This is a genomic window from Echinicola shivajiensis (assembly GCF_018642165.1).
Lineage (GTDB): Bacteria > Bacteroidota > Bacteroidia > Cytophagales > Cyclobacteriaceae > Echinicola > Echinicola shivajiensis.
Window position 1 is genome coordinate 69,291 of record NZ_JAHHZM010000019.1, and the last position, 25,961, is coordinate 95,251.

The following is a 25,961-nucleotide window of genomic DNA, read 5'->3' on the forward strand; positions in this document are numbered from 1 at the left end:
CAAAAAAATCAAGAGTTATCAAAAAATTCATCGTTCAAAAAATTCGATGCATTTTAATTTAATAAGATATTAAAAAAGATGAAAAAAATAGGACTAATTTTTTCGATTATACTACTGACTACCAATTTATTAAGTGCTCAAGAATATAGAATCAGCCTTTTAACCTGTGATCCGGGAACTGAGCTATACAGTGTTTTTGGCCATAGTGCCGTAAGGGTTACTGATCAAAAAACCGGCAGGGATTTAGTATTTAACTATGGGACTTTTGATTTTGATACGCCTAATTTCTACTTGAAATTTGCTCAAGGAAAATTGGACTACAAACTTAGCATAGGAACTTATCAATCCTTTATTAAACATTATTCCTATGAGGGAAGAGCAGTAAGAGAACAGGTATTGGATCTCAATCCACAACAAGCAGCCAAAGCTGTCGAATTCCTGCAAATCAACTATCAACCTGACAATCGCTATTACCGCTACGATTTCTTTTATGACAATTGTGCTACCAGGATCAGAGATATGCTGGAAGTAGTACTAGGCGACCAGTTAGAGTGGAAAAATCCTGATGACGCTGAAGAAAAAACCTTCAGAAACTTGATAGATGAATATGTCCTTCCTTTACCTTGGGGAGACTTGGGCATTGACCTTGCCCTGGGGAGTGTGATAGATATTCCTGCCAATGAAAGACAAAAGCAATTCCTTCCTGACTATATGGAAGCAGCATTTGGTAGAGCTGAAATTGTTGGAGACGGTCCCACTAGGCAATTAGTGAAAAGCCAATCAACTGTCCTTGATCTTCCACCTGTTAATATTGAAAACAGTATCTTCAATCCCTATTTTCTTTTCTGGTTTATAGCCATTGTATTTATGGTGTTCACCTATATTGGCTTCAAAAAGAAAAGACTCTATATCGGCCTGGATCAGGGACTGTTTCTTGTACTCGGTCTTTTGGGTATAATGGTCATTTTCTTATGGTTTTTCACAGAACACACTGCCACCAAGTACAATTGGAACCTTTTATGGGCATTCCCCTTACACGGGGTTTTGGTATATGGACTTAGCCAGAAATACCCAGCAGAATGGGTAAAGAAATATTTGCTATTCGCCCTGATCTTGGCAGATGCAGCAATCGTCTTTTGGATATTAGGCTGGCAATCCTTCCACCCAAGTGTTTTGCCTTTCATCCTCGTAATCATATTAAGAACCAATTATCTCTACTACAACCTAGATAGGCTAAAAGCATATAAAAGGAATGTAAAAGTTTAGTAAACTTTTACCCACTGAATAAACGTTAGTTAAGGACACTAAAGAAAAACCATGGATTTCAAAATAATATCTGATTACAGTCCTACAGGAGATCAACCAGCTGCCATCAAAAACCTCTCTGAGGGGATCAATGCAGGAGAACCATCCCAGGTGCTTTTAGGGGTAACTGGTTCGGGCAAAACCTTTACCGTTGCCAATGTAATTCAGGAAGTCCAGAAACCTACTTTAGTACTCTGTCATAACAAAACCTTGGCCGCCCAGCTTTACGGAGAGTTCAAGCAGTTTTTTCCTGAAAATTCAGTAGAGTATTTCATTTCTTACTACGATTATTATCAACCAGAAGCCTTTATACCCACCAGCGGAGTCTATATCGAAAAGGACCTTTCCATCAATGAAGAAATAGAAAAACTTAGACTTAGTGCTACTTCTGCGCTGTTATCAGGGCGTAGGGATGTTATCGTAGTGGCATCTGTTTCTTGCATCTATGGTATTGGCAATCCAGAGGAATTTGGCAAGAATGTCATCAAACTTCAGGAAGGAGATAGAATTCCCAGAAACCAATTGCTATTCAAACTAGTGGATATCCTCTACAGCCGCGCCAATGCAGATTTTAAGCATGGTACTTTCAGGGTGAAGGGTGATACTGTGGATATCTTTGTGGCCTATGCAGACTTTGCCTACAGAATCTATTTCTGGGGCGATGAAATTGAAGCCATTCAGCGGATTGACCCGGCTACAGGCAAAAAATTATCAAGTGAAAAACTGATCACCATTTTCCCAGCCAACCTATTTGTAACAGGCAGGGACGTAATAGATGTGGCCATCAAAGAAATCCAAGATGATTTGATGGCCCAGATTTCCTTTTTTGAAAAGGATATGCGATTGGAAGAAGCCACCAGATTAAGAGAAAGAACCGAATTTGATCTTGAAATGATCAGAGAACTGGGCTATTGCTCAGGTGTGGAAAACTATTCCAGGTACTTTGATAGGAGAGCAGCAGGAGCAAGGCCTTTCTGCCTTTTGGACTATTTCCCTGATGATTTCTTGATGGTAATAGACGAAAGCCACGTCACCATTCCACAGATCAGGGCTATGTGGGGCGGTGACCGCTCCAGAAAAGTCAATTTGGTGGACTTTGGCTTTAGGCTACCTTCAGCATTGGACAACCGGCCACTTAAATTTGATGAATTTGAATCCCTTACCAATCAACTCATCTATGTCAGCGCAACACCAGCAGATTATGAGCTGAACCAGACTGATGGTGTGGTGGTAGAACAGATTATTCGCCCAACAGGACTTTTGGATCCTTTGATAGACGTGAGACCAAGTGGTAACCAAATTGACGACTTATTAGAGGAAATCGACCAAACCATTAAGCAAGGGAACAGGGTATTGGTAACCACCTTGACCAAAAGAATGGCAGAAGAACTGAACAAATTCTTGGAAAGGGCAGGCATCAAATGCCGATATATCCACTCCGAAGTAAAATCATTGGACAGGGTGGAAATCCTCAGGGAATTAAGATTGGGAATTTTTGATGTTTTGGTGGGAGTTAACCTGCTAAGAGAGGGATTGGATTTACCCGAAGTTTCCCTAGTGGCCATTTTGGATGCAGATAAGGAAGGATTTTTGAGAAATGAAAGGAGCTTGGTGCAGACCATAGGTAGGGCAGCGCGGAATGAAAACGGCCGTGTGATCATGTATGCCGATAAGGTTACCGCTTCAATGAAGCGCGCCATAGATGAAACGAAAAGAAGGAGAGGCATTCAGATTGCTTATAATGAAGAGCACGGAATCACTCCAAAAACCGTAATCAAGTCCAAAGAAAAGATCATGGGACAAACCAAGGTGGCAGACAGTAAGAAGAATGCCAAGTATTATGATGATCACTTTACGGATGATCAAGCCTTTGCGGCAGATCCTGTGGTACAATATTTGAGCAAGGATAAGCTGGAAAAATTAATCCCTCAAACCCAAAAACAAATGGAAAAAGCAGCCAAAGAACTTAATTTTATGGAGGCTGCCAGGCTAAGGGACGAATGGCAGGGATTAAAGAAAAGACTGGAAGAGCTCAAACGCATGGACTGATAAACACTACTGATATTTGAAAATCAGGACATTATTTTTCCACCACCAATTGACAGAATATTACACATGAAAAAAATTTTAATGCTATTGGCTTTCCCGCTATTTTTGTGGGCAGGCAAGGAAGCACATGCACAGCAGGCAGCAGGCAGTTATTTGATATCAGGTGCCCTAGACCTAGTCAAAACTGATGTACCCGGAGTCATCAGAAGATACCAAATTGGTGCTGAAGCCAATTATTTTCACTGGCATAATATATCCTTTTCCGGTGGATATGAGTTTAACTATAATAGACCAAACCAAGTCAGCTTAGGTGGCAGGTTTTACCCATTGGAACCAGCCTTTATCAGAATGAGGGGCTTGGTTGGCAAGGATAGCGATATTGCTTTTGGGGCCGGTTATACCATTAACCTGTCTTACAGATTACGTCTGGAGGGAATGGTGGATTATTATGCGGTAAGCAATGTAGCAGGTTTGAGAGCTGGACTGAGCTTTTTGATCAACTAAAACAATAAAGAAATGACGCTTCAGGAAGTGACTAGACTGGCCCAAAAGGGAGAGGGTTTACATATTGAATTCAAAAAAAAGGCGTCACACCCTGAGAAGATTGTCAGAGAAATCATCGCTTTCTCCAACACAGAAGGTGGCTACCTCATGATTGGGGTGGATGATGATAAAACGGTAAGCGGACAAAGATATATTGAGGAGGATGTTTATGTACTTGAAAAAGCCATGAAAGAAAAAATCCGCCCTACGGTAAATTATAAACTATCGATTATTCCTATAAATGAAAAAAAGGGAGTAGCGGTTTACCAGTTTGAAAAAAGCCCAAAAAGGCCCCATTTTTTATATGAAGACGGCCGAAAGAAATCCTATGTAAGAGTGGAAGACCGCACAGTTCAAGCCAGTAGGGAAGTTTGGGAAATCCTTCGCAGGGGTAAAAATGAAAAGAATATTATCTTCAACTATGGAGACAAGGAAACCAAACTCATGCAGGCCCTCAATGAAAAGGAATCCATTACCCTAAAGGAATTTTCCAAAATTGCCAGATTGCCTCGGTTTATTGCCTCAAAGACCTTGGTGAGATTGGTCCTGGCCAATGTCCTGCAGGTGGTTCCTCGAGAACAGGAGGATTTATTTAAGCTCAAGCATCTTTCCTAATCTCCTCCAAAGCTGCTTGAACCAAGTCATTCTCAAATCCCCGGCTCAACAAATACCGATGAACTTTTACCTTCTTTTTAAAAAGGTCAGTATCATGGGTCGTATCCCATTTCTTTTGAGTAAGTCCCAATAATGTCTCCCAGTAATCCTCGGGATCAATCTCCCTCATTCCCGATCTAATGCAATTAGCAGTAAGCCGATGCTGCTTCAGGCCCTGCTCAATCTTAATTTTTCCCCATTTCTTAAGGTTAAATTTGCCCCTCACATAGGATTGGGCAAATCGCTCTTCATTCAAAAAATTCTCAGTGATCATCAAAGAAATCAAGTCCTCCACTTCCTCACTGTAGAGGCCATAACTATACAGTTTATCCCTTACTTCCTGTTGGCTTCTTTCCTGATAGGCACAAAAAGCAGCGATCTTCACCTTGGCCTCCGAAGGACTTAGTGTTTTTTTCTGCTGCTCATTTGAATAATCTTTTCTTGGAAAGGACATTTTGTGTAATTTTAGCATCGAAATTGCTTTTCCTGCCTTACAAAAATCAGGAAATTTATTTACTCATCAAATATATCAAACCTAACCAAAATTATCATGCGCAAAAAAATCGTCGCCGGTAACTGGAAAATGAACGGAACACAGGAAGAAGGTCAAAAGCTGACTTCTGAAATTGTCAATATGGTACAAGACGAACGCATCAACGATGTAATCGTAGTCTTAAACCCTCCATTTGTTCATGCTTCAAATGTAAAAAAATTGATCGGTGGAGTTCCTAACATCTTCCTAGGTGGACAAAACTGCTCAGATAAGGAATCTGGTGCTTACACTGGTGAAACTTCCGCTAAAATCTTGGCTTCTTTCGGCGCTAAATATGTGATCATCGGTCACAGTGAGCGTAGAGAATATTTCAACGAAAGCAATGAAGAGCTGACTGCGAAAGTTAAGCAGGCTCTTGCCAATGATTTGACGCCAATCTTCTGCTGTGGAGAGCCTCTTGAGATTAGAGAAGCTGGTACCCACGAAGATTATGTTAAGGAGCAGCTAACCGCCAGTCTTTTCGGTTTGACTGAAGAGGAATTCTCAAAAATCGTTATTGCTTACGAACCAATATGGGCAATCGGAACGGGTAAAACTGCCTCTTCTGACCAAGCTCAGGACATGCATGCAGCTATCAGAGCTCACTTAGCCTCTAAATATGGCCAAGCAATCGCTGATGGGACTTCTATCCTTTATGGAGGAAGCTGTAAGCCTGATAATGCTGTGGAGATCTTCTCTAAAGCTGATGTAGACGGTGGTTTGATCGGTGGTGCTTCTCTTAAATCAAGAGACTTCGTAGATATCATCAAGTCATTCTAAATATACCTAAGAGGCTGTCATATAAGACAGCCTCTTTAATTACCTTTTTAAATATATTTTTACTTTTCCCTTTCAAATCATGGATTACCTGGAGTTTAAAATCAACTGTACCGAAGAGTACAATGAAATTCTTATCGCCGAATTGGCCGAAGTGGGCTTTGATTCATTTTTGGAAACAGATCAAGGCATTGAAGCTTATATCCAGGAGGATCTTTTTGACCGAACAGCCTACGATGAAGTCATAGAAAAATACCGTGAGGCAGCAGAAATAACCGTTGAAGAGGGAAAAATGCCCAAGGTCAATTGGAACGAAGAATGGGAAAAACATTACGACCCCATCTCCATTGGAAAAGATGTCTATGTTAGAGCTTCCTTCCATGCTCCATTGGAAGGGGTAAAACATGATATCCTTATCAATCCAAAAATGTCATTTGGTACCGGTCACCATGCCACTACTTACCTGATGCTTTCCCACCAGTTGGAAATTCCTCATAAGGGCAAAAGCATCATTGATATTGGTTCAGGGACCGGGATTTTAGCCATTATGGCTCATAAATTGGATGCTGCGCATATTGAAGCATTCGATATTGATAATTGGTGTGTGGAAAATGGCAATGAGAATTTTGAACTCAATGGGATCACTGATGTAAAAATGGGCCATGGCACTATCCGTGAAGTAAATCCTTCTGGACCATTTGATATAGTATTGGCCAATATCAACAAAAATGTACTTCTGGATGAAATGGAGGTTTATGCTTCCTTGATGAAACCAAAGGCGAAACTATTGCTAAGTGGCTTCTATGAGCATGATGTACCCGATATCCAATACAGAGCAGAATCTTTAGGGCTTAAACTAAAGGGCCAAAAGGAAAAAGACAACTGGGCAGCGGTAGTCTTTGAGAAAGAATAGATTTTAGGCTCTCGCAAAGAGTGCCAAGAAGACGCAGAGAACGCTAACGCTCATGAGTAATAAAAAAACTTTCCGAGCTTAGCGGTACCTTTGTGGACTTTGCGTGAAAATACTATTTACCTCTTTTATTGGACCATTAAACAAATATCTCTAGCCCCTCTTCCGTAAAATTGGTTTTATAAACTTCCAAATCCCCACAGCCTCCACCAGAAGTCAATTGGCCTGTATTCATATTAAAGCGATAAGAATGCAAAGGACAAATCACCTCTTCAAACCTATTGATATGCCCATCCTTTAGTGCAGCTCCTCGGTGTGGACAAAGCTGCTCAAATGCATATACTTTTTCCCCCAGTCTCACCACACAGAGCTTCTTGGCCCCTAATTGGGTCACCTTTATATTTCCCTCAGGCAACATGCCTTTTACATCTTCTTTTGACTGCCCCAATTTAAATTTACCCATAGATTCGAAGATAAATGATTTCCCACGTAGTTAAAACAGAAAAACCATTGATTAATCACCATTTAAATAAAATCCACCAAAGATTGAAGAAGATATTACAGGTACTTGCTGAAATTTGTAAATTAGCTTAGTTAAAAAACCAAAATACCATGAAGACCCTACTGATTATCCCGCTTTTGATTTTTTCAATCTGTGTATTTGCCCAGGACTTAGATGGTGCTTGGAAGCTCACCCATATAAATGGTGATCCAGTGAAAGAAACGGAGTGCATAAAAATTTACCAAGATGGATACTTCGCTTATGGCAATAAGGAAATCAGCAACAACCACTTTTTAGGAGCAGGTGGTGGAATTTATATGACAGAAGGAGAGGACAGTTATATTGAAACTTTTGATTTTAATACGCTTGATCCCAAAAAGATCGGGATGAGCACACAGTACACCCAAAGCTTTGTAGACAAAAAAATGGTCCTTTATTACACCAAAAAAGGCAAAAATATGATTGAGATATGGGAGAAGGTATCAGACCGTGATGATGATCTAAATGGGACTTGGGTGATAACAGGGAGAAAAAGGGATGGAGAAATCAACACCATGACACCTGGAGCCAGAAGAACTATCAAAATCCTGGGTGGGGGAAGATTTCAGTGGATTGCTTTCAATTCCGAAACAAAAGAGTTTAGTGGTACTGGAGGTGGAACTTATAGTGCGGAAAATGGCAAGTATTCAGAAAACATCGAGTTTTTTAGCAGGGATGACAGCAGGGTAGGAGCTTCCTTAGGTTTTGATTATGCTGTTAAAAATGGTGACTGGCATCACAGCGGCTTGAGCTCCAAAGGGAACCCTATTTATGAAATTTGGTCAAACTACCGTAAGGCTTACTTAGACAAATTGAATAAAGAATAAATATTTAATACCCCAAAAAAAGCCCTAGGAAATATAATCCTAGGGCTTTTATTATTTGATGCTAAATGCTTTACTTTTCATCCGCTTCTTTCATCCTTGCATGTAGTTCCACTGGTTTCTTGGCTGTTTTCTTACGCATGCGCATATTGACCAACTCGACTGCCAAGGAGAAAAACACGGCAAAATAGATATAACCCTTTGGTACTTCCACATGGAATCCCTCCACAAACAGCATTACCCCTATCAAAATCAAAAAGCTTAGTGCCAATATCTGTAATGTAGGATGCTTGTTGATAAACTCACTGATCTTTCCAGCAAAAGCCATCATGATCAATAAAGAAATAACCACTGCAATGATCATAATGCTCACATGATCTACTAAGCCCACAGCCGTCAGAATACTGTCAAAGGAAAATATCATATCCAGCAATATGATTTGAAATAATACGCTGCCGAAACTCGCACCGGTCTTGGTCTTTACCTCCTCGGTTTCCCCTTCCATTTTGTGGTGAATCTCAATGGTAGACTTGAAGAGCAAAAACATCCCGCCACCTGCCAAAATCAAATCCCTACCGCTAAATCCGTGACCGAAAACCGAAAACAATGGCTCTGTAAACTGAATGATAAAAGATATCCCCAATAATAGTCCAATCCTGAAAAACATGGCCAATAACAAGCCTAAATTCCTGGCTTTGGGTTGCTGTTCCTCTGGAAGCTTATTGGAAACTATGGAGATAAAAATAATATTATCCACACCCAATACAATTTCCAGAAAAGTCAATGTCAAAAGTGCTATCCAAGTTTCACTTTGAAGAAATATTTCCATTTTTATAAAAGGTTAATTTAGCCTTGAATTTAACAAAGCTTTTTTGAACTCCTTCTCAGTGGAAATAATTATTTATTTTTGAAGGAAATTAATCACAATCAAGTCCATAGGGCTTAGATAGAAATACCATGATAGCAGAAAAAAACAAAGTAGTCAGCGTAGCATATGAGTTGCACGTTGATGATGGAGAAAACGGTAAGGAATTCAAAGAGAAGGTCACTAAAGACCAAGCGTTTCCTTTCCTTTTCGGGGCAGGAAATACTCTTCCAGCATTGGAGGAAGCCATTGCCGGCAAAAAAGTAGGAGACAGCTTTGAAGTCTTTATTGATTTTGAAAATGCCTATGGAGATTATGATGAGAGCAAAGTAACCATCATTCCTAAATCCAACTTCAAGGAAAATGGCAAAAAAAATAAAGAAATGCTGAAAGTCGGCAGAGTGATTCCTATGCAGGATGACCAAGGTAATCAACTAAGAGGTGAAATCCTTAAGGTAGATTATAAAGGCGTACACATGGATTTCAACTCTCCTTTGGCCGGTTATGACTTATATTTCAAAGGAGAAATTGTTGATATCAGAGAAGCAGATCCTGAAGAAATCGAACATGGCCATGTACATGGCCCTGGAGGACATCACCACCATTAATCATTATAGCCCTTCTAAATATTGGAAGGGCTTCTTTTTTAAATACCAGCGCTATTTGTCCTATCAGTCTCCTTTTTTACTACTTTTCGTAAATACCTCAAGACAAAAAAGACAGCCACACAAGCAAAGAACAACCCAAGAAGCACCATTCCTACAGCAAAAGTTTCTTCTGAACCAACATGATGAGGTTCATCGGCCATCTCCAAAATGGTATTCATGAGTTCCTGTCCATTAAATGCCATGATACTCAACCAAAAAAACAAACCTCCAAACAGGGCAGATAATATCTGTAGGATGCTTACAAAAACATTGGACAAATCGTGAGCTGGATCTTTCATAATAAAATAGTTTGTGGACATCATCTTTTTCTCAGGCTTTACCCAAACTCAGTTAATCACTGACAAACAACAACTTACCTAATTTGCTCGAATTTTGAAGTACTATTAATGCTAAAATCTTTATCAATTAAGAAATAATTGAAATCATTCCTTAAATTTAAACGAATCCACCTCTAAAGGGTTCTTCCACAGTGGCCTAGTGTCAAGTTCTTCAATTGGCCCATTACCCAATGTCTGATTTCGAGGTTTTCCATTAATTATCTTTTTCAAAGCGCCCAATAATCCATGAGATGGATTAGTAGAAAAGAAAGTTACACCTCCTCCGGTATTTACATTTTTTAGGAGTGTATTATAACTTGAAAAATCATGTTGGTAAGTTAGGTCCTTGGCTATCATGACCGTCTTAAGGTTGTTCTGCAACATTTTTCTCTCCTTAGCATGATCCAAATTACTATTCATCATAGCTTCCTTAAACGCCTGCTCACTTGGAAAATCGCTGACCTCAAACTCCCTCAGCTCCAAAACCCGCTCAGCGAGAACTATCTCCAAGTCCTCATCATTGCCTTTAACATTGATATGGGCAGTCTCATAGGTTAGATGGACAAAAGAAAGTTGATCCCCCATTTTCGCTTTGATAGTAAATCCCCCCTGCTCATTGGAAGATACCCGCTCAAGAGAACTGCTGATCCGAACCACCGGAATGCCTTGACCAGTTTTGGCATCCATTACCTTCCCCTTTATGATTACTTCAGTCTCCTGAGCCTGCAGCAATAAAGGCTTGGTTAATAAAAAAAGTACAATGACAAGGCTCCGAATCATATTCATTTAATATTATGAATACAATCTAGACCTTATCAATCAGGAAATTAGGGATTTAAAATTCTTTAACACGTTGCTTAACATTATTTAATAGGCCTCTCAATCAAAAAAGGCTGTCCTAGTTTTTTGGACAGCCTTAGCATATTGTTTTCTATTTAAGCTTTTTTATCCCTTATTCTTCAATGCATGATCTACAGCCCTTGCCGCAAAAACCATATAGGTCAATGAAGGATTTTGGGTACTGGTAGAGGTCATGCAAGCTCCATCGGTAACATATACATTGGTACAAGCGTGCAATTGATTATGCTTGTTGACCAATGAAGTCTTAGGGTCCTTACCCATTCTCACACCACCCATTTCGTGGATATCAAGCCCTGGTCTTCTTCCATCATCCCAAGTTCGGATATTCTTGAATCCAGCAGCATCAAACATCTCTGACATTTGCTCTTGGTAATCTTTCAACATATCCTCATCATTTTGGTCATAATCCACATTGACTCTGATGATCGGCATGCCCCATTCATCTTTTTGATCAGCATCCAAGGCTACGTAATTACTTTCCTTTGGAATGGTTTCTCCCATCATATGAGAACCTATTTTCCACGGGCCATAACTTGGATTCATCATATTAGAAACCAAATCACTCCCAGCTCCGTCATAATTTACCTCTTTTGATCTGCTACCATAAAGTCCCGCAGCATAGCCCCTTAGGAAATTGGTTTCTTGCTTATGCACATTTCGGAACCTCGGCATATAACCACTGGTCGGGCGCTTGCCTTCAGTAGTATATTCTTGTAAGCCCTCAAACTCTGCAGAAATCCCTCCTCTATAATTATGGAAAGCAACAAACTTACCCATTAGACCATTATCATTACCCAATCCATTTGGAAAACGATTGGAAGTAGAATTCAGCAGTATCAAATTTGTATTTAATGCACTGGCATTGACAAAAATGATCGGTGCATAATATTCTGTCATCTCTTTGGAATTAGCGTCAATTACCCTTACACCAGTAGCCTTCTTCTTGGCCTCATCATAAATGATAGAATGCACCACGGCATCATTTTGTAAGGTCAAATTCCCGGTTCTAGCCGCCCAAGGCAAGGTAGCTGAATTACTGCTAAAATAACCACCAAATGGACAGCCCCTTTGGCACAGCACCCTGTGCTGGCATATACCACGGCCCTGCTTGGCATAATATTCCGCATTGCCGGTAATATGGGCACAGCGCCCGCTGATTACATGACGATCAGGGTATTTCTCGGCCATTTGGGCTTTGAAATACTCCTCGCCAGCAGTCAGTTCAATTCCTGGCAAGAACTCACCATCCGGCAAATGCGCAATACCATCGTGAAAACCTGCCACGCCCACGAATTTCTCTACATAACTGTACCATGGCTCCAATTCCTTATACCTGATCGGCCAATCAACTGCAAAGCCATCCCTTGCTGGCCCTTCAAAATCAAAATCACTCCATCTCTGTACCTGTCTGGCCCATAGCAGGGATTTGCCCCCAGTTTGATAACCTCGAATCCAATCAAAAGGCTTCTCTTGAATATATGGGTGATCTGTGTCTTTTACGAAAAAATGAGCGGCATCTTCCCTGTAAGCATAACATCGGCTAATGGATGGGTTTTCTCTTTGGATATCCTCTGGAATCTGGCCTCTATGCTCAAATTCCCAAGGCATCATATGTGTAGTTGGATAATCCTTATTATGCTCCACTTTCCTGCCCCGCTCCAAGACCAAAGTCTTCACTCCTTTATCACATAATTCTTTCACTGCAAAACCACCACTCATTCCAGAGCCAATAACAATAGCCCCGTATGTATTATCTTCTTTACTTTTTATATTCAGATTAGCCATTAATATTCACTTTTTCACCAGGTACTATTTTCTTACTTCCATTAAACTTTGGGCCAGGCACCAAAGTATATGGCATTAACTCAGTCATCACATACTCAGAAGCCATATAAGCTTGAATTGCATATTTTTTAGTGGTCTTTACAAAGTATTGATAATCTTCTGAACCCGCACTAACCTCTTTTTTAGCATCCAATAGTGTATCAACAACCTCCACAGCTTTGGCTTGGTCGAGCTTTAAAAACTTTGTTCCAAAATTGGTTTTTACGTACTGATCAAAACCCTTTAACCCGCTGACGAAACGCTGCTGATCTTCTTTTCCTAAGCAATCATTGGCCATCACTAGGACAAAATCATGCACGCCCAATTCCACAGCGCCTTTTAAATCTGTCTTTGGTATAATAGTGTCCACCAGAGACTTTAACACCTGCTGGTGTCCGTCAGTAATTTGAAGTTCATCATAGGCAGCCAGTATTTTCTCCTCGCTGAAATCACATCCTGGAATCAGCGCCAGTCCTCCTGTCACCAAAGCCATCTGCTTTAAGGCTAATCTTCTGTTCATATTAATGGTATTATTTAAGCTACTTTTGAATGCCCATTATTTTTTTGAAAAGTTAAAACGGTTTAGTTTAATATTCAATTAATATGAAAATAAATTAAAAAAGCCGGAGGGTCTAGTCCCTCCGGCTCTAAATGAAATCAATAATAAATTAACGGATATGGTAGACCTTTTCTCCATAATGTTTGTTCCCAAACATATCCGTGGCCTCCACCTCTATGGTGTGTTGTCCTTTCTCCAGTTTGGCATCTATACTTCCTCTCCAAAGGTGGGTACTTTTTACCGGATTAGAAGGTCTTCTGCCATCCAGTAACTCTTCTGTCGTATCCCACTGATAAACTTCCATCATATAGGTAGGATCATATTCTTCCAAATACTTCATCTTTTTCCATTCACCATTATCAATTCGATATCGCAACTGATCCTTGGAGGTGCCCATAAAGAAGTTGACGAAAATTCCCGCAGACGTCCTCTTATCTTTTTCTAATACCTTAGGAGCAAAAATTGCCATTTGGTAATCTTTCTCCTGATCCACTACCTTGTACCTGATATCATATTGATTTCCAGTAAACTCTATAAAAGCATAACCTTTTGGAGTTCCATCTCTCATTGTGGACTTGGGAACACCTTTTTCATTCAAAACACCTGAGTACCAATCACCAGAGGTAGTACCTACATTATAATGGTGATGCGGATGCTTTTGATTCCAGCCATCTTTTTCGAAGAAGAAATCCTGTCTCTGCAAGTGGGTATGAGCAGAAAGAGAAAGGGTATTTGGATAATCTTTCAATAAATTGAAAAGCGCCTGTCTGTCCTCATCCTTAAACGGATCTCCAGATGGTTCACTTAAGGGAATATGAAAAGCCAAGACAATCAAATGGTCTTTAGGAACATGCTCCAGGTCGTTTTTCACAAATTCCAATTGATCCTTTCGGAAACCTCCCCAATAACTCTTGCCATCTCTAGGGTCTGGATAAAGTATATCATCTAGCACAATAAAATGGACCTTACCATGGTTGAAAGCATAATTGGCCGGACCAAAATGTGCTTCAAAGGTTTCATCGGAGAGGTGGTCTTCCTTTACATCAAAGTTCAAATCATGATTTCCTAGCACATTGTACCAAGGAACACCTACCTTGGAAGTAGCCTCGATATAAGGATCAAAAAGGTCCAAATCATTTCCAACCAAATCTCCCAATGATAAACCAAAATCAATTCCTTCAATACCCGCTACTTCTGAAACCACCCCATTTTCAAAATGATTGACCTCTTCAATAGTATACGGCTGGGGATCCCCAAAAACCAAAGCAGTAAAATCAGCTTTGTCTTCAGTTGGGATCAAACCAAAATTCAGTTTCCTTGGCAGCTTTCCTGTAGGCACAACTCCTGGAAATTTTGTAGCGGGAGAGCCTGATGGCTTGTGAATATAAAAGTACTGCGGAAGGTTTTTGTCATTTACGGGTACTTTATATCCTGATGGCTTGATCACAAAAATGATTTGGTCATCGGCCACAGGCAATTCATAGCGGCCCTTTTCATCTGTCAGTATTACTTCCAAGCCATTGGAGATCGCGACATTGGCTAGGCCCTTTTCTCGGGACTCTTTTTTTCCATTTCCATTCAGGTCTTCATAGACGACTCCCTTGGCTTTTTCCTGTGCCAAAACGGCCAATGAGGAAGCAAAAAGCAAAGTTGATAAAAGTAGTTTTTTCATTTTGAGGTTTTAGAGATTAATGATAAAATTCTATTTTATTGATAATTACAAGCCATCATCATTTCAGACATGGTTCACTAGTTGTCAATTATCATTTTGATAGAAATGCAATTCTATATAGGTATAGTATATTTCAAAGGGGCTCACTACCATTCAAAACGATTAATTAATTGTTATTAAACAAAAAATCAGATAATGTCACGGTAAAAAGATGACTAAAAAATTAATGTTAGCATCTGTAAAACCAACTCAGAATAGCAGCTTTTCATTGAGGCCAACTTTGGCTCTATTCTACTTCCATTTCTTCATGTATTTCCAATTTCTTGGCTTTCCCTCTTCCAAATAACCTATGGCTGTCTCCAAGCGGTGACTGCGAGTATTTTCAGTCTTGGCCTCGTCCAGCCATTCTATGTATTCCTTTTGGTGCGAATAACTAAAACCCTCAAAAGTGTTCAGTGCTGTCACATTAGCTTGTAGGGCTAATTTTAAATCCTCTGGTATCACAAGCTCAACTTTCTCATTTGTTGGCTTCTTGGGTAATTTAACTCCTTTTTCATTGAGCTCCATCGCTTCATAAAGATAGGCCAACATTTGTTCATCCTCTGGGAGGTCGTCCATTTCTGTAATTTTACCTAAATTGCCCATAGCCGTACCACTCACTGCATTTTCCTGCAAAACGGGATCTCTCATTAATGCCCCTTTCCAAAAAACAAAAACACAATGGGCCTTAAAGCCTGCCATACTACACAATATCTCATCTCTGTACATAAAATGGGGCATACCCCACTTTATGGTTTCCTCTACCTCTGGGCATGCTTGATGAACCAAGGCGCGCAAATGCCTTAAAATGGGTTCAGCAAAGGTTTGCGACTTATTGATATAGCTGTCAATTCGCTTATCATGTGAAGGGTGAAAATTTGTCTTTCCTTTATTATTCATAATTACAGGCAATAGTACCTTGACCTAGGTTTATCCTTCAATTTATGCAAAAATTCCCTAAGGCTGAAAATTACTTTCATTATCCATCCCTATATTACCAGCAGAATTTTCCAATTATAACACACTGATATGCAATATATTTGACACTCAATTACAAGTCCTCAACCTCATTTTTTGGTATATTTAACCTATTCAATTCTTTAATCATAAACCCAAATGATCATGAAAAAACTATTAAGCCTACTCATACTAGTAGCTTGCTGCTACGGAAATGCTTTCGGACAAGAAAAGCTGTACGCAATTTTGGAATTCATGAAAGTGGATGGTGATCAGGAACAAGCATACTGGGAAACTGAGAACTTTTGGGAAAAAATCCACCAAGAGCGCATTAAAAATGGAGACATTGTGGGCTGGGACCTTTGGTCCCTCAAACCGGGCGGTGAAGATCAAGGCTATCAATATTTAACAGTAACTATCTTTGATGATCTAGCTAAAATGCTTAATGCAGGGGAGGGTATTATGGCTGCAGCCCAAGACGCCTATTCTGATTATGACGAAGAGCAATTTCAGGAAAAAATGAAACAGACCACCAGTTCAAGAGACCTATCTATAAGACTCTTTGTTGAAGTACTCAAGGAAACCACCTCTGACATGACTATGGAACCTGGTATGGTTGCCGGCATCACACTTCTAAAAGCCAAGCCGGGAATGGGAGGACAATACGAAAACGCTGAAAAGGAAGTATTTTATCCAGTCCATCAAAAAATGGTTGATCAGAATATCATGGAATACTGGGGATTAGGAAGAGTAATGCTTCCATTTGGCAGCGATGTCTATGCTTCCCATATCATAGTCACTATGTTTGGTGATTACGACCAGTTTGTCAAAAGCATTGCTGTAAATCCATGGGAAGGAGCAGATGAAGAGACCATCAAAAAAGCAGATGAAGGCAGGGCATCAAGGGATCTAAAATGGGGTTATCTAGGTAATTTGGTCAAAGCAGTAAGATGATCCATTGCTCATTCAGTATTGATTCAAAATGTCCATTGGCATTAGAAAAAAAATGCCCCCTTTTAACGATAGCAAATAGGGGCATTTTATCTATTTCTAAAACCTAAGAAAATCAATCCATAACATGTATTTTCATCTGCATACCCATGTTTTCATAACGTGCCTCCAGATTATAATAATCTTTATCAATTCCTTTTACCTTAAATGATATATCACCTGTAATAGTCATATTTATATCAATGTCCTTACCACTAAAACTTTATTTTATAATTGAATGGGACTCCATCCTTTGATAGTAGGTCTCTCCTTCGTCCAACTTAAGCTCTAGTAAAGTCCTTTTAGACTGACATGCAGCTATCGACATGACCAGTAAAAAATAAATACTCAGTTTTTTCATTATTGGAATAGTTTCTTGTTGTGTTTATTTCAAAAATTATGTGCTTTTCGGCTAGTTTAAAATTCAGAAAAAATCCAAAATGATTATACAAACCCTAATCTCTACAACTTAAAAAGCATATTGCCGATTAGAGGCATGATTTTAATTAATTGCAAGGGAAAACTACCTATATCCTAATGCTTATTTTCATTCTTTTTATTGAGGTCTATTCCTGCGTAAAAGCCTAAATCTTGTTCTCTTATTACCTTAGTCCAAAAGGCAATTTGGCCTGTATGGTATGAAAAATGTTCGACGGCATGAAGGACATTACCCACCCCAGTATACCTAAAGCCCTGAACATTATATTTACTGATTAAATCCTCTTCTGTCAAATCCTCTATAATTTCACAGGCAGCCTTCACTTCTTCATTGATAACATGAATCAAAGCGTTTTTTGCCATTCCACCACACGCAGAAAACTCAGCGTCCCTGTCTCTTTTATCCTCATGACCTCCGAGTGATGAAACGATATATTGCCCCAAGTTTCCTCCCAAATGGAGCACCAAATTTCCAATGCTATTGGAAACCTCATTAGGTCGCTGCCAAATTTCTTCCTCGGTTAACCAGTTTAGACAACTGATAATCTTAGCCTTATTCTCATTCAATCTAAAAATGGCATGTTTAATTAGCTCTTGCCCTATTGGGTTATTATCCATTATGTTACTCTCTTATTTTTCTGAAATTGTATTTACCTTACTTTATTAAATAGATTAAAGCCTGAAAAGTTTAATCGCTTCTAGCTAAAATGGTGGCCTATTATATAAGATAAAGGCTAACTGATTTTGGAAAAGGGTAATTAGTACAAAAAAGGAAAACGCTTCAATAATATACAAAACCAGGAACAAATGAATCCTTTACATTTCATCATCATTAGATTTAGTAAAAGCTTTTCCTTTTCTAGTTAAACGTTTTTAAGTAAGTCGAAGTTTTTTATTCGTTTACAATATATTTTTAAAAAATTACTCCAACATTTTGATATTACACCCAACATATTGACAATCAATAATTAATATCATTTCTTTTCATAAAACAATCGCTTCAAAATTTCTTACAAAACCCAAGTGATATACCCCAGGTGTCATAGCCTTTCTTAATATCAAATAATAGGGTAGGCGTGAATTCCCAATTGCGCTGCATCTCAAACGCATATTCTGTTCCAAGCCTGAAAATTCCTAGATTTTCATGTTTCTCAAACTCTGCGCCTCCACCCGTGAATGCTTTCCATTTTTCAGTAATACTATAGGTAAGTACCAAGGCAAAAATCATTGCTCGTTCCCTCTCCAATTCCTTACCAGTAACAATATAATGATCTAATTCCCAGTCCCACATCATTCCAATTTCAAATTTTTCATGAATTTTCCTGAAATAATCAAATCCAACAGCTGGAACAAAAAAACCACTTTCTGCTTCTGACTCACTTAATTCAGCCCCTTTGGGGATCCATGTGTAACCAAGAGAAAAAACTACTCTATTTTTTAGCTCTTCTTCTTCCTTGTTTTCTTCCTCTTCCTGAGCATAAGCTGAATAGTTAAACAAAGTCAACAGAAAAATAATAAGGGTTAATTGCCTGAGGTCTTTCATAAAGAAATATTTTAATCAAAAATTACTCCTTCATAAATTTACTACAAAAACGCAAAAAAATCACCCTATTCAACTCATAATAAATCGTTTACAAAAAAAACACATGACTACTTTATGATATAATCCCAAATCATTTTGGCTATTGCTTCCATTCCTTTATCACTAGGATGCCTGGCCACTCCTTCCACTTCATATTCTCCCAATGCCATATTTTCATCATTAGCACTCAAATGCGTAATATCAACCAATGTCCATCCCTGATTATCAGCAACCCATTCTATCTGACTATTAATTACAGGGTTTTCCCAAAAAGTAGTAGTTATCAAAACTTTGGTTTTTCCATTATCGCTTAGATAATTGGCAAAATCTACAATTGATCTTCCAAAATTATATCCTTCAACTTCGGCTATATCCACATTTTCGCCCAATCTAATAATCAATAATTCGGGCTTTACTGCTTTCAAATACTCATAATCGGTAAAATCCAAGGTCTCAAAAAACCTTTCAAATGGATATACATTTTCCCGAACAATTTCCATTTCAGGATTAAGGGTAAGGAGAAAGTTACTTAACACACTAAAATAATCCTTGTCTGCTGCACTGGCAGCCATTCCCCAACCATTTTCCCAGCCTATTTCTGGTGCAGGCGGGTGATAAGTAATACTATTTCCGATTATCAAAACCCTTGATAATGGGTCTTCAGCAGGCTTTTCTTCCTTACTACAAGAAACAATTACAAAAAATATTATCACCAAAAACAAAAAGCCAATAATTCCGGCTTTGCTCAATTTGATTATATCCATTTCGCTTGTGCAAACTTGGTCAAAATTTTATTATTATATCACTCTCTGCAATAATAACGATTTTCTAAATCTTCTTTCAATTTTAAAAATTTTTGCCATTTCGGGTAAATGGTTACATCATGTACCGCCTGTACCTCATCGAACATTTCCTGCGCGAGATTATACTCACCTTGCCTAAAGGCCCGAAAAGCATGTTTCAATAGCTGCATTGCCCTGGCCAGTTCCAATTCCTTTTCTACTTGTTCTGCTGCTAATCGCTGACGACTGAACACCAAACTATCCGGGCTGACCTTGACACTTTGAATACCAATAGGGGATTTTAAAACCAAGCCTTCCAAATTGGTACATCTACTTAATGCTACATATGCCTGCCCTGCTTCAAAGGACCTGCTAATATCCAAAATAGCCCTTTCAAAGGTCAAACCTTGGCTTTTATGTACTGTGATTGCCCAAGCCAACTTCAATGGAAACTGGGTAAATGTGCCGATCACCTTTGCCTCTAAATGTTCCTCTTTTTCATTATAGATAAACTCCACATTTTCCCAGGTTTCCCTACGAACTTCATAAATAAAGCCCCTATGATCCTCTACCTCGATCATATCCTTTTCCATTTTGGAAACCTTTCCAATCATCCCATTATAATACTTTGCCTCGGCGTTATTCCTCATAAAAATTACTTGGGCACCAATCTTTAAAGTCAGGTCCACCGGGTCAAAAGGAGCCATATTCATAGGAAAATCATCCTTTATCTCAGCAGCATAGATCCTTGGTTCTTTTTTGAGTTCAGCAAGCTTTTTGGTGTTGATTTCTGAAATGGTAGCATTGTGGGTCCCTATTAGGATATACTCTTGGTCCAATAAGTCAAAGCGGTATTTACTGGCTGTGGCATTCAGAACACGCAAATCCTCTTGGGTATGTTCACTCTCTCGAACCCTATTGAGGATTTCCTTAAAGGCTTCATCTTTTTGCCTGTATATTTTTCCCAATTCAATATGAATTGGATTGAGCTCTTTAAAAGCATGGGCACTAAAGAAAAAGCGGGAAGCATAATGGGGCGCCAAGTGCTCCCAATCCGTATTTCTCACCACTGGAGGGAGTTGAAATGGATCCCCAATAAAGATCATCTGCACACCTCCGAAAGGTAAATGCATCTTCTTTCTATAAACCCTTAACAGTTGATCGATCACATCCAGTATCTCCACACGCACCATGGACACCTCATCAATGACCAAAATATCAAGCCTATTGATCAAATCCCGATGCTTCTTTCGATACTGGAATTGCTCAAAGATGGACATGCCTTTCTCTTTGGCCTTTGGCGAAAGACGAGGATCACCAGGCAAAAACATTTGCCTTGGATCAATCTTAAAAAAAGAATGAATGGTTTTCCCCTTGGCATTGATAGCTGCCACGCCTGTGGGTGCAACCACAGCCATATTCTTTTCACGGTTTAACTTTCTAAGCGTGTGTAAAAAAGTAGTTTTCCCAGTGCCGGCTTTCCCAGTCAGAAAGAGTGACCTTTTTGAAAACAGGGCAACTTCCAAGGCATGAATAAATGCCTCGTTGCTGGTGTCCAAGCCTTCAGATTGAAACTCATGGTATAGAAAGTCCTTAATGGAAAATGCCATAGACAAATGTACTATTTTTTAATCGGCCAAGTCAAAGCACCAAAAGATAGAAAATCACCTTTTACCATATTAGGCTTATCCTGTCTAAATTGACTTAACCGAGGCGCCTTTTCCAATGGCCCATACGAAAATAAACGAAGGCTACTGTGGCGGAAATCCAATTGGAAATAGGGAAGGCCCAATAAATGCCCTCATGTTTAAGATCTGTATGATAGGCCAAAAAATAGCCTACGGGAAAACGAATAATCCAAAGGTTCAAAAAGGATATAAACATGGAAGCCTTGGTAAATCCAGCACCATTAAAGGTACCATTAATGACCTGTTGAACACCCAAAAACCCAAAACTTGGTCCCATAATCTTGATAAAGGTAGCACCGTCATGGATAACTTGAGGTTCATTTGGCACAAAAAACCGCACCAAGTCCTCAGCAAATATAAACAGCAAAGCCCCGACACCTGTCAAACCGAAAAAGGCAATTTTAACGGACAGAATACCTGTTTTTTCTGACCGGTGAATTTTATTGGCTCCAATATTTTGTCCTACCAAAGTAGTAGTGGCAATGGCCAGTCCAAGAGCTGGGATAATCACAAAACTCAAAATCCTTGCACCAATACCATAAGCTGCAACCACCTCAGAACCAAAACTGGTGACCAAAACCACCATCATTGCCATCCCCAGCGCCCTGGCAGACTGCTCCATGCTTGAAGGCAAACCCAGTTCAAATAGTTTCTTGGTCCAGGAAAGATGAAACTTCATTTCTGAAAAATGAATCTTTATTCCATGATTCCCTTTAAAAAGAATATAGAGGCCTACTACTGCAGAAATCCCCTGTGTGATCACACTGGCAACAGCAGCACCTGCCACGCCAAAACCAGGAAGGGGGCCAAAACCATAAATAAATAGCGGGTCCAAAACCAAGTTGAGCAAAACAGTCACCAAAATCACATAAACTGGCAAAAGCACATTGCCGATTCCTCGCATCAAAGACTGGAAAACAAAAAATATAAACAGAAATACAAAGCCTAGGGCAGAGACTTTGAAATATGCAACTGAGTCCGCCTGCACTTCCGGGCCTGCACCAATTAACTTCATCAATGGCCCAGCCATAGTAAAGCCGATAATTGCCAACAGTACGGAAACAATAAAGACCACTAGTACGGTTTGGGAAGAGGCAAAATTGACCATTTTCTGATCATTGGCTCCCTTATGCTGTGAAACCAATACGGTACCGGCAAGGGTTAGTCCACCGCCAAGTGAAAGAATCAGGAAGAGAATGGGAAAGCTCAAACTTACCGCTGCCACAGCATTGGCCCCCAAACGCCCCAACCAAAATGTATCTATCAACTGATAGGCAGTTTGTAGCACATTGGCCAAAATTATGGGTATGGCAAGCTGTGTAAGCGCAGTGAGGATTTTTCCTTCAGTGTATTTTTTTTCCTTAGGTGGCTGCATAAAAATCGATTGCCCAAAGATAACCAATCGCTTAGAATTTACCTTTCATGAAGATTTTTTTCGTCAATTCACCTTCTCCCCAAACGTAGGTTTTCTTAAAAATTCAAATACCAAAAATCCGCGATTCACTTACCTGTAATAACTGTTTATAACTATTTAAAAGTCATTTATTTTAAAAAATAGACATACTTATACAAATTGGCTATTTCCAAAAAACTTTGATAAATTCAAGTTAGACTTTTTTAATAGATGTGGTGATTGAGTACCTTCGTGGTTCGGAAAAAAATAAAATAAATATAGCTATATGGAAATTACTGGAAAAATCATTCAAATCATGCCAGAACAGTCTGGTAGTGGAAGAAACGGTACCTGGAGAAAGCAGGATTTCATCCTTGAAACAGAAGGACAATATCCAAAGAAAGTATGTTTGACCGTTTGGGGAGACAAAATCGACCAATTTGGAATGCAACAGGGCGATTCCGTAAAAGCGGGAATTGAAATCGAAAGCCGCGAGTACAACAGTCGTTGGTATACTGATGTAAAAGTTTGGAGAGTGGACAAGGCGGGCGCTGCTGCTCCTGACACTGCCAATGCTGGTGCACCTGAAGTTAGCACCTTTAATGACGAAAGCGGAGAAGATATTTTGCCATTCTAATAGGTAAGGATATTTCAAAAAGATTATATTTAAGCGATCGAATGATCGCTTTTTTTATAACACTAATAGAATTACCATGTGGGATGACTTTGATGACGAAGAGCACTGGGACAGTGATGATGAGGAGGATTTCCGTAAAGAACAGGAGCGCATTCAGAAACACCCGCTGATGCAAAAAGCCAACGATATCCTTCATTTAACGGAAGCCCTTGTCGGTGCATTGGATGAAATGTCCAAAGAAATGTATGGTACCTTTATGCTTGAAGATGCCACTGTTATCTGCGGCAAATTTGCCGGTGCAGAAGGAGTAGATGACTATATTCTTAAGATGGAAAATGCCGTCTTTATGAAAGTCCATGCCCGCCATTTAAATTCCATGACCTATTCGGTCGCTATGGTAGATACCCATCCTGAAGAACACTTACAGTTATTGAGGGATGCTATCAATGATTTCCAACAGCTTTTTATTGACTGGGTGAAAGGCTTTGACCCTAGTAATAAATATGATGATGGCTGGGGCTTATTCTTGGATTAATTCACGGGGCTACTTTTTATTTATTGCTATCTTTTAGTCTAGAGAAGTGATTTAACTCATTACCAATTCATTAAGAAATATTTTTACCTTATATTAAATAATAAGCAGTAGGTTCCAGATTAAATTGATTTTCACACCTTTTTGAATTTAAGAGGTGTTTAATTACTCTTACTTCTTAGTGAAAACGGAATTCCCTTTTCAAATCCTATTTAATTGATTTTGCATACTTTTTTGACAAAATCATCTTGTAATTATTCGAATTACCTGTTTAGCAATTGAGTTGCTTAGCAACTATCTTATAATTTCTAATCATTAATAACTGATTACAATGAATTCAACTTTTTTCGGAAGTATCTTATTTATGTGCTTTATGATGCAGGAGTTTTTCTTTTTGGATTCAATTCTATTTGGTGCACGTAGAGTCCTTAAACTACCTATTAAGAGGAAATTGATAAATAATAAAACTCTACGGTTTTTCCCCGTATTTTTAGTAATGATTTCCTGTCAAAAGAAATCTTCAAAGAATGCATTGGAGATTAAAGAAAAACCTCCAGTGATAATAATTAATAACACCACCGAATTGCCAACTCAAATAAAATCAGACCGGAATTTTCAAAATTTAATATATCATGAAGATTTACTGGTATATGGCAATGATACTGTTCAAATTAAAGGGATCAATTACCAATACATTTATATAAGTAACAAGAATACTTTTGTTGATACACTTTTGATTAGTAATGGAGATACGATTGTGCTAGATATCTCGAATACTGGAATAAAATTTAAAAATGATATTCTGGAAGAAACCAAAACGCTTTTCAATTCTATCCAGAAATTATCGAATCCATACACAGATTCACTATTTAATATTTTCTATGTAATTGATTATGAACACAAACTAAATATACATGCAGATTTTAATAGGTCTGAAATATACCCAGTACACTTTAATTCTAAGCGATATTCTTCTAAACCCGAAGAGCTAACTACACTATTAGAATTGTTGGAATCAGATTATGATACCCAACTAAATATTATTGATAAACTTATAGAGGAGAGAAAAATTGAAGTCGAATATGGTACTTTACTAAAGTATAGATTTAAACAAGTTTTCTTTGAAAAGCTTATTGGCTATTTCGGTCTGACCATGCCAGTGATTTCGGTCAAACCGTGCCACTAAGAAAGATCATTTAAAGAAGGTCATTTTTTATTCATTTTTCAAGATTCCCTTTCTCAAAGATTCTCCCTTGAGGTCTATTCTATGGGAAGAGTTTACGAGTCTGTCCAGTATGGCATCTGCGATGGTCCCTTCACCAATGATATCATACCAGGTGGATACTGGCAATTGGGAGGATACTATGGTTGATTTTTCTGTAAACCGGTCATCAATGATGTCCAAAACGATTTCCCTTGCCGTCGCATCAAAAGCCTGTAGCCCAAAGTCATCGAGGATGAGGACATCGGTATTCTGGAGTTTCCTCAGTTCCCTGAGGTAGGTTCCGTCGGCTTTGGAGAGCTTGAGTTTTGACAGCAGCCTTGAGGTGCTGCTGTATACTGTTCTGTGCCCCATCAGGCAGGCCTGGTTTCCCAGAGCCTGTACCAGATAGCTTTTCCCGACCCCCGAAGGTCCGGTAATGATGATGTTTTCTTTTTTGTCCACGAAGCCAAGCCCTGCAAGCCTTGAGAACATATTCCTGTCAAGGTTCCTGTTATGGCTGTAATCGATATCGGCAACGGATGCTTTCTGTTTGAAGGCGGCCTTTTTTATCAACCTGGCCATTTTCTTGTGCTGCCGGTCTTCCCATTCGTGGTCTGCCAGCAGGGCGATGTATTCATCGGCGGTAAAGTCGGCGAACCTGTTGCTGCCGATGTGCTGGTGGTGGAGATCGGCCATGGCGCTGAGCCTCATCTGTCTGAGTTTTTCTACTGTCTGGTTACTGTTCATCATTGTTCTGTTTATTGGTAAGTGGATGCCCCCCTGATGTTTTCGTGGTCGGGAATATGGGATTCCTTTTT

At 39.2% G+C, this 25,961-nt stretch carries 27 protein-coding genes; 12 read left to right on the forward strand and 15 right to left on the reverse strand.

Going from position 1 to position 25,961, the window contains the following annotated elements:
- The first annotated feature begins 78 nt into the window (after nt 1-78).
- The 4 genes from KMW37_RS20515 to KMW37_RS20530 all read left to right on the forward strand — a co-directional run bounded on the left by KMW37_RS20515 (nt 79) and on the right by KMW37_RS20530 (nt 4,512).
- Entirely contained in the window at nt 79-1,266 is a 1,188-nt protein-coding gene (locus KMW37_RS20515; protein ID WP_215226514.1) for an Lnb N-terminal periplasmic domain-containing protein, read from the forward strand.
- Between the two features lie 51 nt (nt 1,267-1,317).
- Complete coding sequence (gene uvrB, locus KMW37_RS20520) at nt 1,318-3,354, forward strand: excinuclease ABC subunit UvrB (RefSeq protein ID WP_215226515.1); 2,037 nt, start codon at nt 1,318-1,320, stop codon at nt 3,352-3,354.
- Between the two features lie 66 nt (nt 3,355-3,420).
- On the forward strand, nt 3,421-3,858 hold the full coding sequence (locus KMW37_RS20525) for a hypothetical protein (protein WP_215226516.1): 438 nt from the start codon (nt 3,421-3,423) through the stop codon (nt 3,856-3,858).
- A 12-nt stretch (nt 3,859-3,870) separates the two neighbouring features.
- On the forward strand, nt 3,871-4,512 hold the full coding sequence (locus KMW37_RS20530) for an AlbA family DNA-binding domain-containing protein (protein ID WP_215226517.1): 642 nt from the start codon (nt 3,871-3,873) through the stop codon (nt 4,510-4,512).
- Here KMW37_RS20530 and KMW37_RS20535 read toward each other — a convergent pair.
- A complete protein-coding gene (locus KMW37_RS20535) occupies nt 4,496-5,005 on the reverse strand; it encodes a regulatory protein RecX (RefSeq protein ID WP_215226518.1) in 510 nt (169 codons plus the stop codon). The two genes, KMW37_RS20530 and KMW37_RS20535, sit on opposite strands and share 17 nt — an antisense overlap.
- Nucleotides 5,006-5,101: 96 nt before the next feature.
- Here KMW37_RS20535 and tpiA point away from each other — a divergent pair, with 96 nt between their 5' ends.
- Both tpiA and prmA read left to right on the forward strand, forming a co-directional pair.
- Complete coding sequence (gene tpiA, locus KMW37_RS20540; RefSeq protein WP_215226519.1) at nt 5,102-5,863, forward strand: triose-phosphate isomerase; 762 nt, start codon at nt 5,102-5,104, stop codon at nt 5,861-5,863.
- 79 nt (nt 5,864-5,942) lie between these two features.
- Complete coding sequence (gene prmA / locus KMW37_RS20545) at nt 5,943-6,773, forward strand: 50S ribosomal protein L11 methyltransferase (RefSeq protein ID WP_215226520.1); 831 nt, start codon at nt 5,943-5,945, stop codon at nt 6,771-6,773.
- A 136-nt stretch (nt 6,774-6,909) separates the two neighbouring features.
- On the opposite strand, the gene KMW37_RS20550 is transcribed toward prmA, so the two are convergent.
- Complete coding sequence (locus KMW37_RS20550; protein ID WP_215226521.1) at nt 6,910-7,233, reverse strand: Rieske (2Fe-2S) protein; 324 nt, start codon at nt 7,231-7,233, stop codon at nt 6,910-6,912.
- 149 nt (nt 7,234-7,382) lie between these two features.
- Between KMW37_RS20550 and KMW37_RS20555 the strand changes: the two genes are divergently transcribed.
- Entirely contained in the window at nt 7,383-8,138 is a 756-nt protein-coding gene (locus KMW37_RS20555) for a hypothetical protein (protein ID WP_215226522.1), read from the forward strand.
- A gap of 70 nt (nt 8,139-8,208) precedes the next feature.
- On the opposite strand, the gene KMW37_RS20560 is transcribed toward KMW37_RS20555, so the two are convergent.
- Nucleotides 8,209-8,964 carry a TerC family protein gene (locus KMW37_RS20560; RefSeq protein WP_215226523.1) on the reverse strand — a complete coding sequence of 252 codons (756 nt, stop codon included), beginning with the start codon at nt 8,962-8,964 and terminating at the stop codon, nt 8,209-8,211.
- Between the two features lie 128 nt (nt 8,965-9,092).
- On the opposite strand from KMW37_RS20560, the gene KMW37_RS20565 reads away from it, so the two are divergent.
- A complete protein-coding gene (locus KMW37_RS20565) occupies nt 9,093-9,608 on the forward strand; it encodes an FKBP-type peptidyl-prolyl cis-trans isomerase (RefSeq protein ID WP_215226524.1) in 516 nt (171 codons plus the stop codon).
- 38 nt (nt 9,609-9,646) lie between these two features.
- Here KMW37_RS20565 and KMW37_RS20570 read toward each other — a convergent pair whose 3' ends face one another.
- From KMW37_RS20570 to KMW37_RS20595, 6 genes are all read right to left on the reverse strand, one after another.
- Nucleotides 9,647-9,946 (reverse strand): hypothetical protein, encoded by a 300-nt coding sequence (locus KMW37_RS20570; protein ID WP_215226525.1) that lies wholly within the window; start codon nt 9,944-9,946, stop codon nt 9,647-9,649.
- Between the two features lie 144 nt (nt 9,947-10,090).
- Complete coding sequence (locus KMW37_RS20575) at nt 10,091-10,765, reverse strand: carboxypeptidase-like regulatory domain-containing protein (RefSeq protein WP_215226526.1); 675 nt, start codon at nt 10,763-10,765, stop codon at nt 10,091-10,093.
- Between the two features lie 165 nt (nt 10,766-10,930).
- Entirely contained in the window at nt 10,931-12,631 is a 1,701-nt protein-coding gene (locus KMW37_RS20580; protein ID WP_215226527.1) for a GMC family oxidoreductase, read from the reverse strand.
- Nucleotides 12,624-13,190 carry a gluconate 2-dehydrogenase subunit 3 family protein gene (locus tag KMW37_RS20585; RefSeq protein WP_215226528.1) on the reverse strand — a complete coding sequence of 189 codons (567 nt, stop codon included), beginning with the start codon at nt 13,188-13,190 and terminating at the stop codon, nt 12,624-12,626. The genes KMW37_RS20580 and KMW37_RS20585 overlap by 8 nt, the downstream gene beginning before the upstream one ends.
- A gap of 148 nt (nt 13,191-13,338) precedes the next feature.
- Nucleotides 13,339-14,901 (reverse strand): calcineurin-like phosphoesterase C-terminal domain-containing protein, encoded by a 1,563-nt coding sequence (locus tag KMW37_RS20590; protein ID WP_215226529.1) that lies wholly within the window; start codon nt 14,899-14,901, stop codon nt 13,339-13,341.
- A gap of 291 nt (nt 14,902-15,192) precedes the next feature.
- Nucleotides 15,193-15,840, reverse strand: coding sequence for a YdeI/OmpD-associated family protein (locus KMW37_RS20595; protein ID WP_215226530.1), 648 nt, complete (start codon nt 15,838-15,840; stop codon nt 15,193-15,195).
- A gap of 222 nt (nt 15,841-16,062) precedes the next feature.
- On the opposite strand from KMW37_RS20595, the gene KMW37_RS20600 reads away from it, so the two are divergent.
- A complete protein-coding gene (locus KMW37_RS20600) occupies nt 16,063-16,851 on the forward strand; it encodes a hypothetical protein (RefSeq protein WP_215226531.1) in 789 nt (262 codons plus the stop codon).
- Between the two features lie 570 nt (nt 16,852-17,421).
- Here the strand turns inward: KMW37_RS20600 and KMW37_RS20605 are convergent.
- The 5 genes from KMW37_RS20605 to KMW37_RS20625 all read right to left on the reverse strand — a co-directional run bounded on the left by KMW37_RS20605 (nt 17,422) and on the right by KMW37_RS20625 (nt 22,752).
- Nucleotides 17,422-17,943, reverse strand: a complete 522-nt coding sequence (locus tag KMW37_RS20605) for a DinB family protein (protein WP_215226532.1) — start codon at nt 17,941-17,943, stop codon at nt 17,422-17,424.
- A gap of 382 nt (nt 17,944-18,325) precedes the next feature.
- The gene (locus tag KMW37_RS20610; RefSeq protein WP_246581585.1) at nt 18,326-18,868 is read right to left on the reverse strand and encodes a hypothetical protein; all 543 of its coding nucleotides are present in this window, start codon (nt 18,866-18,868) and stop codon (nt 18,326-18,328) included.
- Nucleotides 18,869-18,975: 107 nt separating this feature from the next.
- Nucleotides 18,976-19,671 (reverse strand): SGNH/GDSL hydrolase family protein, encoded by a 696-nt coding sequence (locus KMW37_RS20615; RefSeq protein WP_215226533.1) that lies wholly within the window; start codon nt 19,669-19,671, stop codon nt 18,976-18,978.
- A gap of 38 nt (nt 19,672-19,709) precedes the next feature.
- Nucleotides 19,710-21,299 (reverse strand): ATP-dependent DNA helicase, encoded by a 1,590-nt coding sequence (locus KMW37_RS20620; protein WP_215226534.1) that lies wholly within the window; start codon nt 21,297-21,299, stop codon nt 19,710-19,712.
- Nucleotides 21,300-21,393: 94 nt separating this feature from the next.
- Nucleotides 21,394-22,752, reverse strand: coding sequence for an MATE family efflux transporter (locus tag KMW37_RS20625; RefSeq protein WP_215226535.1), 1,359 nt, complete (start codon nt 22,750-22,752; stop codon nt 21,394-21,396).
- A 304-nt stretch (nt 22,753-23,056) separates the two neighbouring features.
- Between KMW37_RS20625 and KMW37_RS20630 the strand changes: the two genes are divergently transcribed.
- From KMW37_RS20630 to KMW37_RS20640, 3 genes are all read left to right on the forward strand, one after another.
- On the forward strand, nt 23,057-23,407 hold the full coding sequence (locus tag KMW37_RS20630; RefSeq protein ID WP_215226536.1) for a DUF3127 domain-containing protein: 351 nt from the start codon (nt 23,057-23,059) through the stop codon (nt 23,405-23,407).
- Between the two features lie 76 nt (nt 23,408-23,483).
- A complete protein-coding gene (locus KMW37_RS20635) occupies nt 23,484-23,942 on the forward strand; it encodes a hypothetical protein (protein WP_186757288.1) in 459 nt (152 codons plus the stop codon).
- Between the two features lie 370 nt (nt 23,943-24,312).
- On the forward strand, nt 24,313-25,125 hold the full coding sequence (locus KMW37_RS20640) for a hypothetical protein (protein WP_215226537.1): 813 nt from the start codon (nt 24,313-24,315) through the stop codon (nt 25,123-25,125).
- 27 nt (nt 25,126-25,152) lie between these two features.
- Here KMW37_RS20640 and istB read toward each other — a convergent pair.
- The coding region (istB, locus tag KMW37_RS20645; protein ID WP_317195595.1) for an IS21-like element helper ATPase IstB at nt 25,153-25,961 on the reverse strand (809 nt) is incomplete at its 5' end.

What these genes read in the sequence shown, in the direction of transcription:
- KMW37_RS20515 (WP_215226514.1), top strand. Translation starts at nt 79, where the DNA reads ATGAAAAAAATAGGACTAATTTTTTCGATTATACTACTGACTACCAAT.
- uvrB (WP_215226515.1), top strand. Translation starts at nt 1,318, where the DNA reads ATGGATTTCAAAATAATATCTGATTACAGTCCTACAGGAGATCAACCA.
- KMW37_RS20525 (WP_215226516.1), top strand. Translation starts at nt 3,421, where the DNA reads ATGAAAAAAATTTTAATGCTATTGGCTTTCCCGCTATTTTTGTGGGCA.
- KMW37_RS20530 (WP_215226517.1), top strand. Translation starts at nt 3,871, where the DNA reads ATGACGCTTCAGGAAGTGACTAGACTGGCCCAAAAGGGAGAGGGTTTA.
- KMW37_RS20535 (WP_215226518.1), bottom strand. Translation starts at nt 5,005, where the DNA reads ATGTCCTTTCCAAGAAAAGATTATTCAAATGAGCAGCAGAAAAAAACA.
- tpiA (WP_215226519.1), top strand. Translation starts at nt 5,102, where the DNA reads ATGCGCAAAAAAATCGTCGCCGGTAACTGGAAAATGAACGGAACACAG.
- prmA (WP_215226520.1), top strand. Translation starts at nt 5,943, where the DNA reads ATGGATTACCTGGAGTTTAAAATCAACTGTACCGAAGAGTACAATGAA.
- KMW37_RS20550 (WP_215226521.1), bottom strand. Translation starts at nt 7,233, where the DNA reads ATGGGTAAATTTAAATTGGGGCAGTCAAAAGAAGATGTAAAAGGCATG.
- KMW37_RS20555 (WP_215226522.1), top strand. Translation starts at nt 7,383, where the DNA reads ATGAAGACCCTACTGATTATCCCGCTTTTGATTTTTTCAATCTGTGTA.
- KMW37_RS20560 (WP_215226523.1), bottom strand. Translation starts at nt 8,964, where the DNA reads ATGGAAATATTTCTTCAAAGTGAAACTTGGATAGCACTTTTGACATTG.
- KMW37_RS20565 (WP_215226524.1), top strand. Translation starts at nt 9,093, where the DNA reads ATGATAGCAGAAAAAAACAAAGTAGTCAGCGTAGCATATGAGTTGCAC.
- KMW37_RS20570 (WP_215226525.1), bottom strand. Translation starts at nt 9,946, where the DNA reads ATGAAAGATCCAGCTCACGATTTGTCCAATGTTTTTGTAAGCATCCTA.
- KMW37_RS20575 (WP_215226526.1), bottom strand. Translation starts at nt 10,765, where the DNA reads ATGATTCGGAGCCTTGTCATTGTACTTTTTTTATTAACCAAGCCTTTA.
- KMW37_RS20580 (WP_215226527.1), bottom strand. Translation starts at nt 12,631, where the DNA reads ATGGCTAATCTGAATATAAAAAGTAAAGAAGATAATACATACGGGGCT.
- KMW37_RS20585 (WP_215226528.1), bottom strand. Translation starts at nt 13,190, where the DNA reads ATGAACAGAAGATTAGCCTTAAAGCAGATGGCTTTGGTGACAGGAGGA.
- KMW37_RS20590 (WP_215226529.1), bottom strand. Translation starts at nt 14,901, where the DNA reads ATGAAAAAACTACTTTTATCAACTTTGCTTTTTGCTTCCTCATTGGCC.
- KMW37_RS20595 (WP_215226530.1), bottom strand. Translation starts at nt 15,840, where the DNA reads ATGAATAATAAAGGAAAGACAAATTTTCACCCTTCACATGATAAGCGA.
- KMW37_RS20600 (WP_215226531.1), top strand. Translation starts at nt 16,063, where the DNA reads ATGAAAAAACTATTAAGCCTACTCATACTAGTAGCTTGCTGCTACGGA.
- KMW37_RS20605 (WP_215226532.1), bottom strand. Translation starts at nt 17,943, where the DNA reads ATGGATAATAACCCAATAGGGCAAGAGCTAATTAAACATGCCATTTTT.
- KMW37_RS20610 (WP_246581585.1), bottom strand. Translation starts at nt 18,868, where the DNA reads ATGAAAGACCTCAGGCAATTAACCCTTATTATTTTTCTGTTGACTTTG.
- KMW37_RS20615 (WP_215226533.1), bottom strand. Translation starts at nt 19,671, where the DNA reads ATGGATATAATCAAATTGAGCAAAGCCGGAATTATTGGCTTTTTGTTT.
- KMW37_RS20620 (WP_215226534.1), bottom strand. Translation starts at nt 21,299, where the DNA reads ATGGCATTTTCCATTAAGGACTTTCTATACCATGAGTTTCAATCTGAA.
- KMW37_RS20625 (WP_215226535.1), bottom strand. Translation starts at nt 22,752, where the DNA reads ATGCAGCCACCTAAGGAAAAAAAATACACTGAAGGAAAAATCCTCACT.
- KMW37_RS20630 (WP_215226536.1), top strand. Translation starts at nt 23,057, where the DNA reads ATGGAAATTACTGGAAAAATCATTCAAATCATGCCAGAACAGTCTGGT.
- KMW37_RS20635 (WP_186757288.1), top strand. Translation starts at nt 23,484, where the DNA reads ATGTGGGATGACTTTGATGACGAAGAGCACTGGGACAGTGATGATGAG.
- KMW37_RS20640 (WP_215226537.1), top strand. Translation starts at nt 24,313, where the DNA reads ATGATGCAGGAGTTTTTCTTTTTGGATTCAATTCTATTTGGTGCACGT.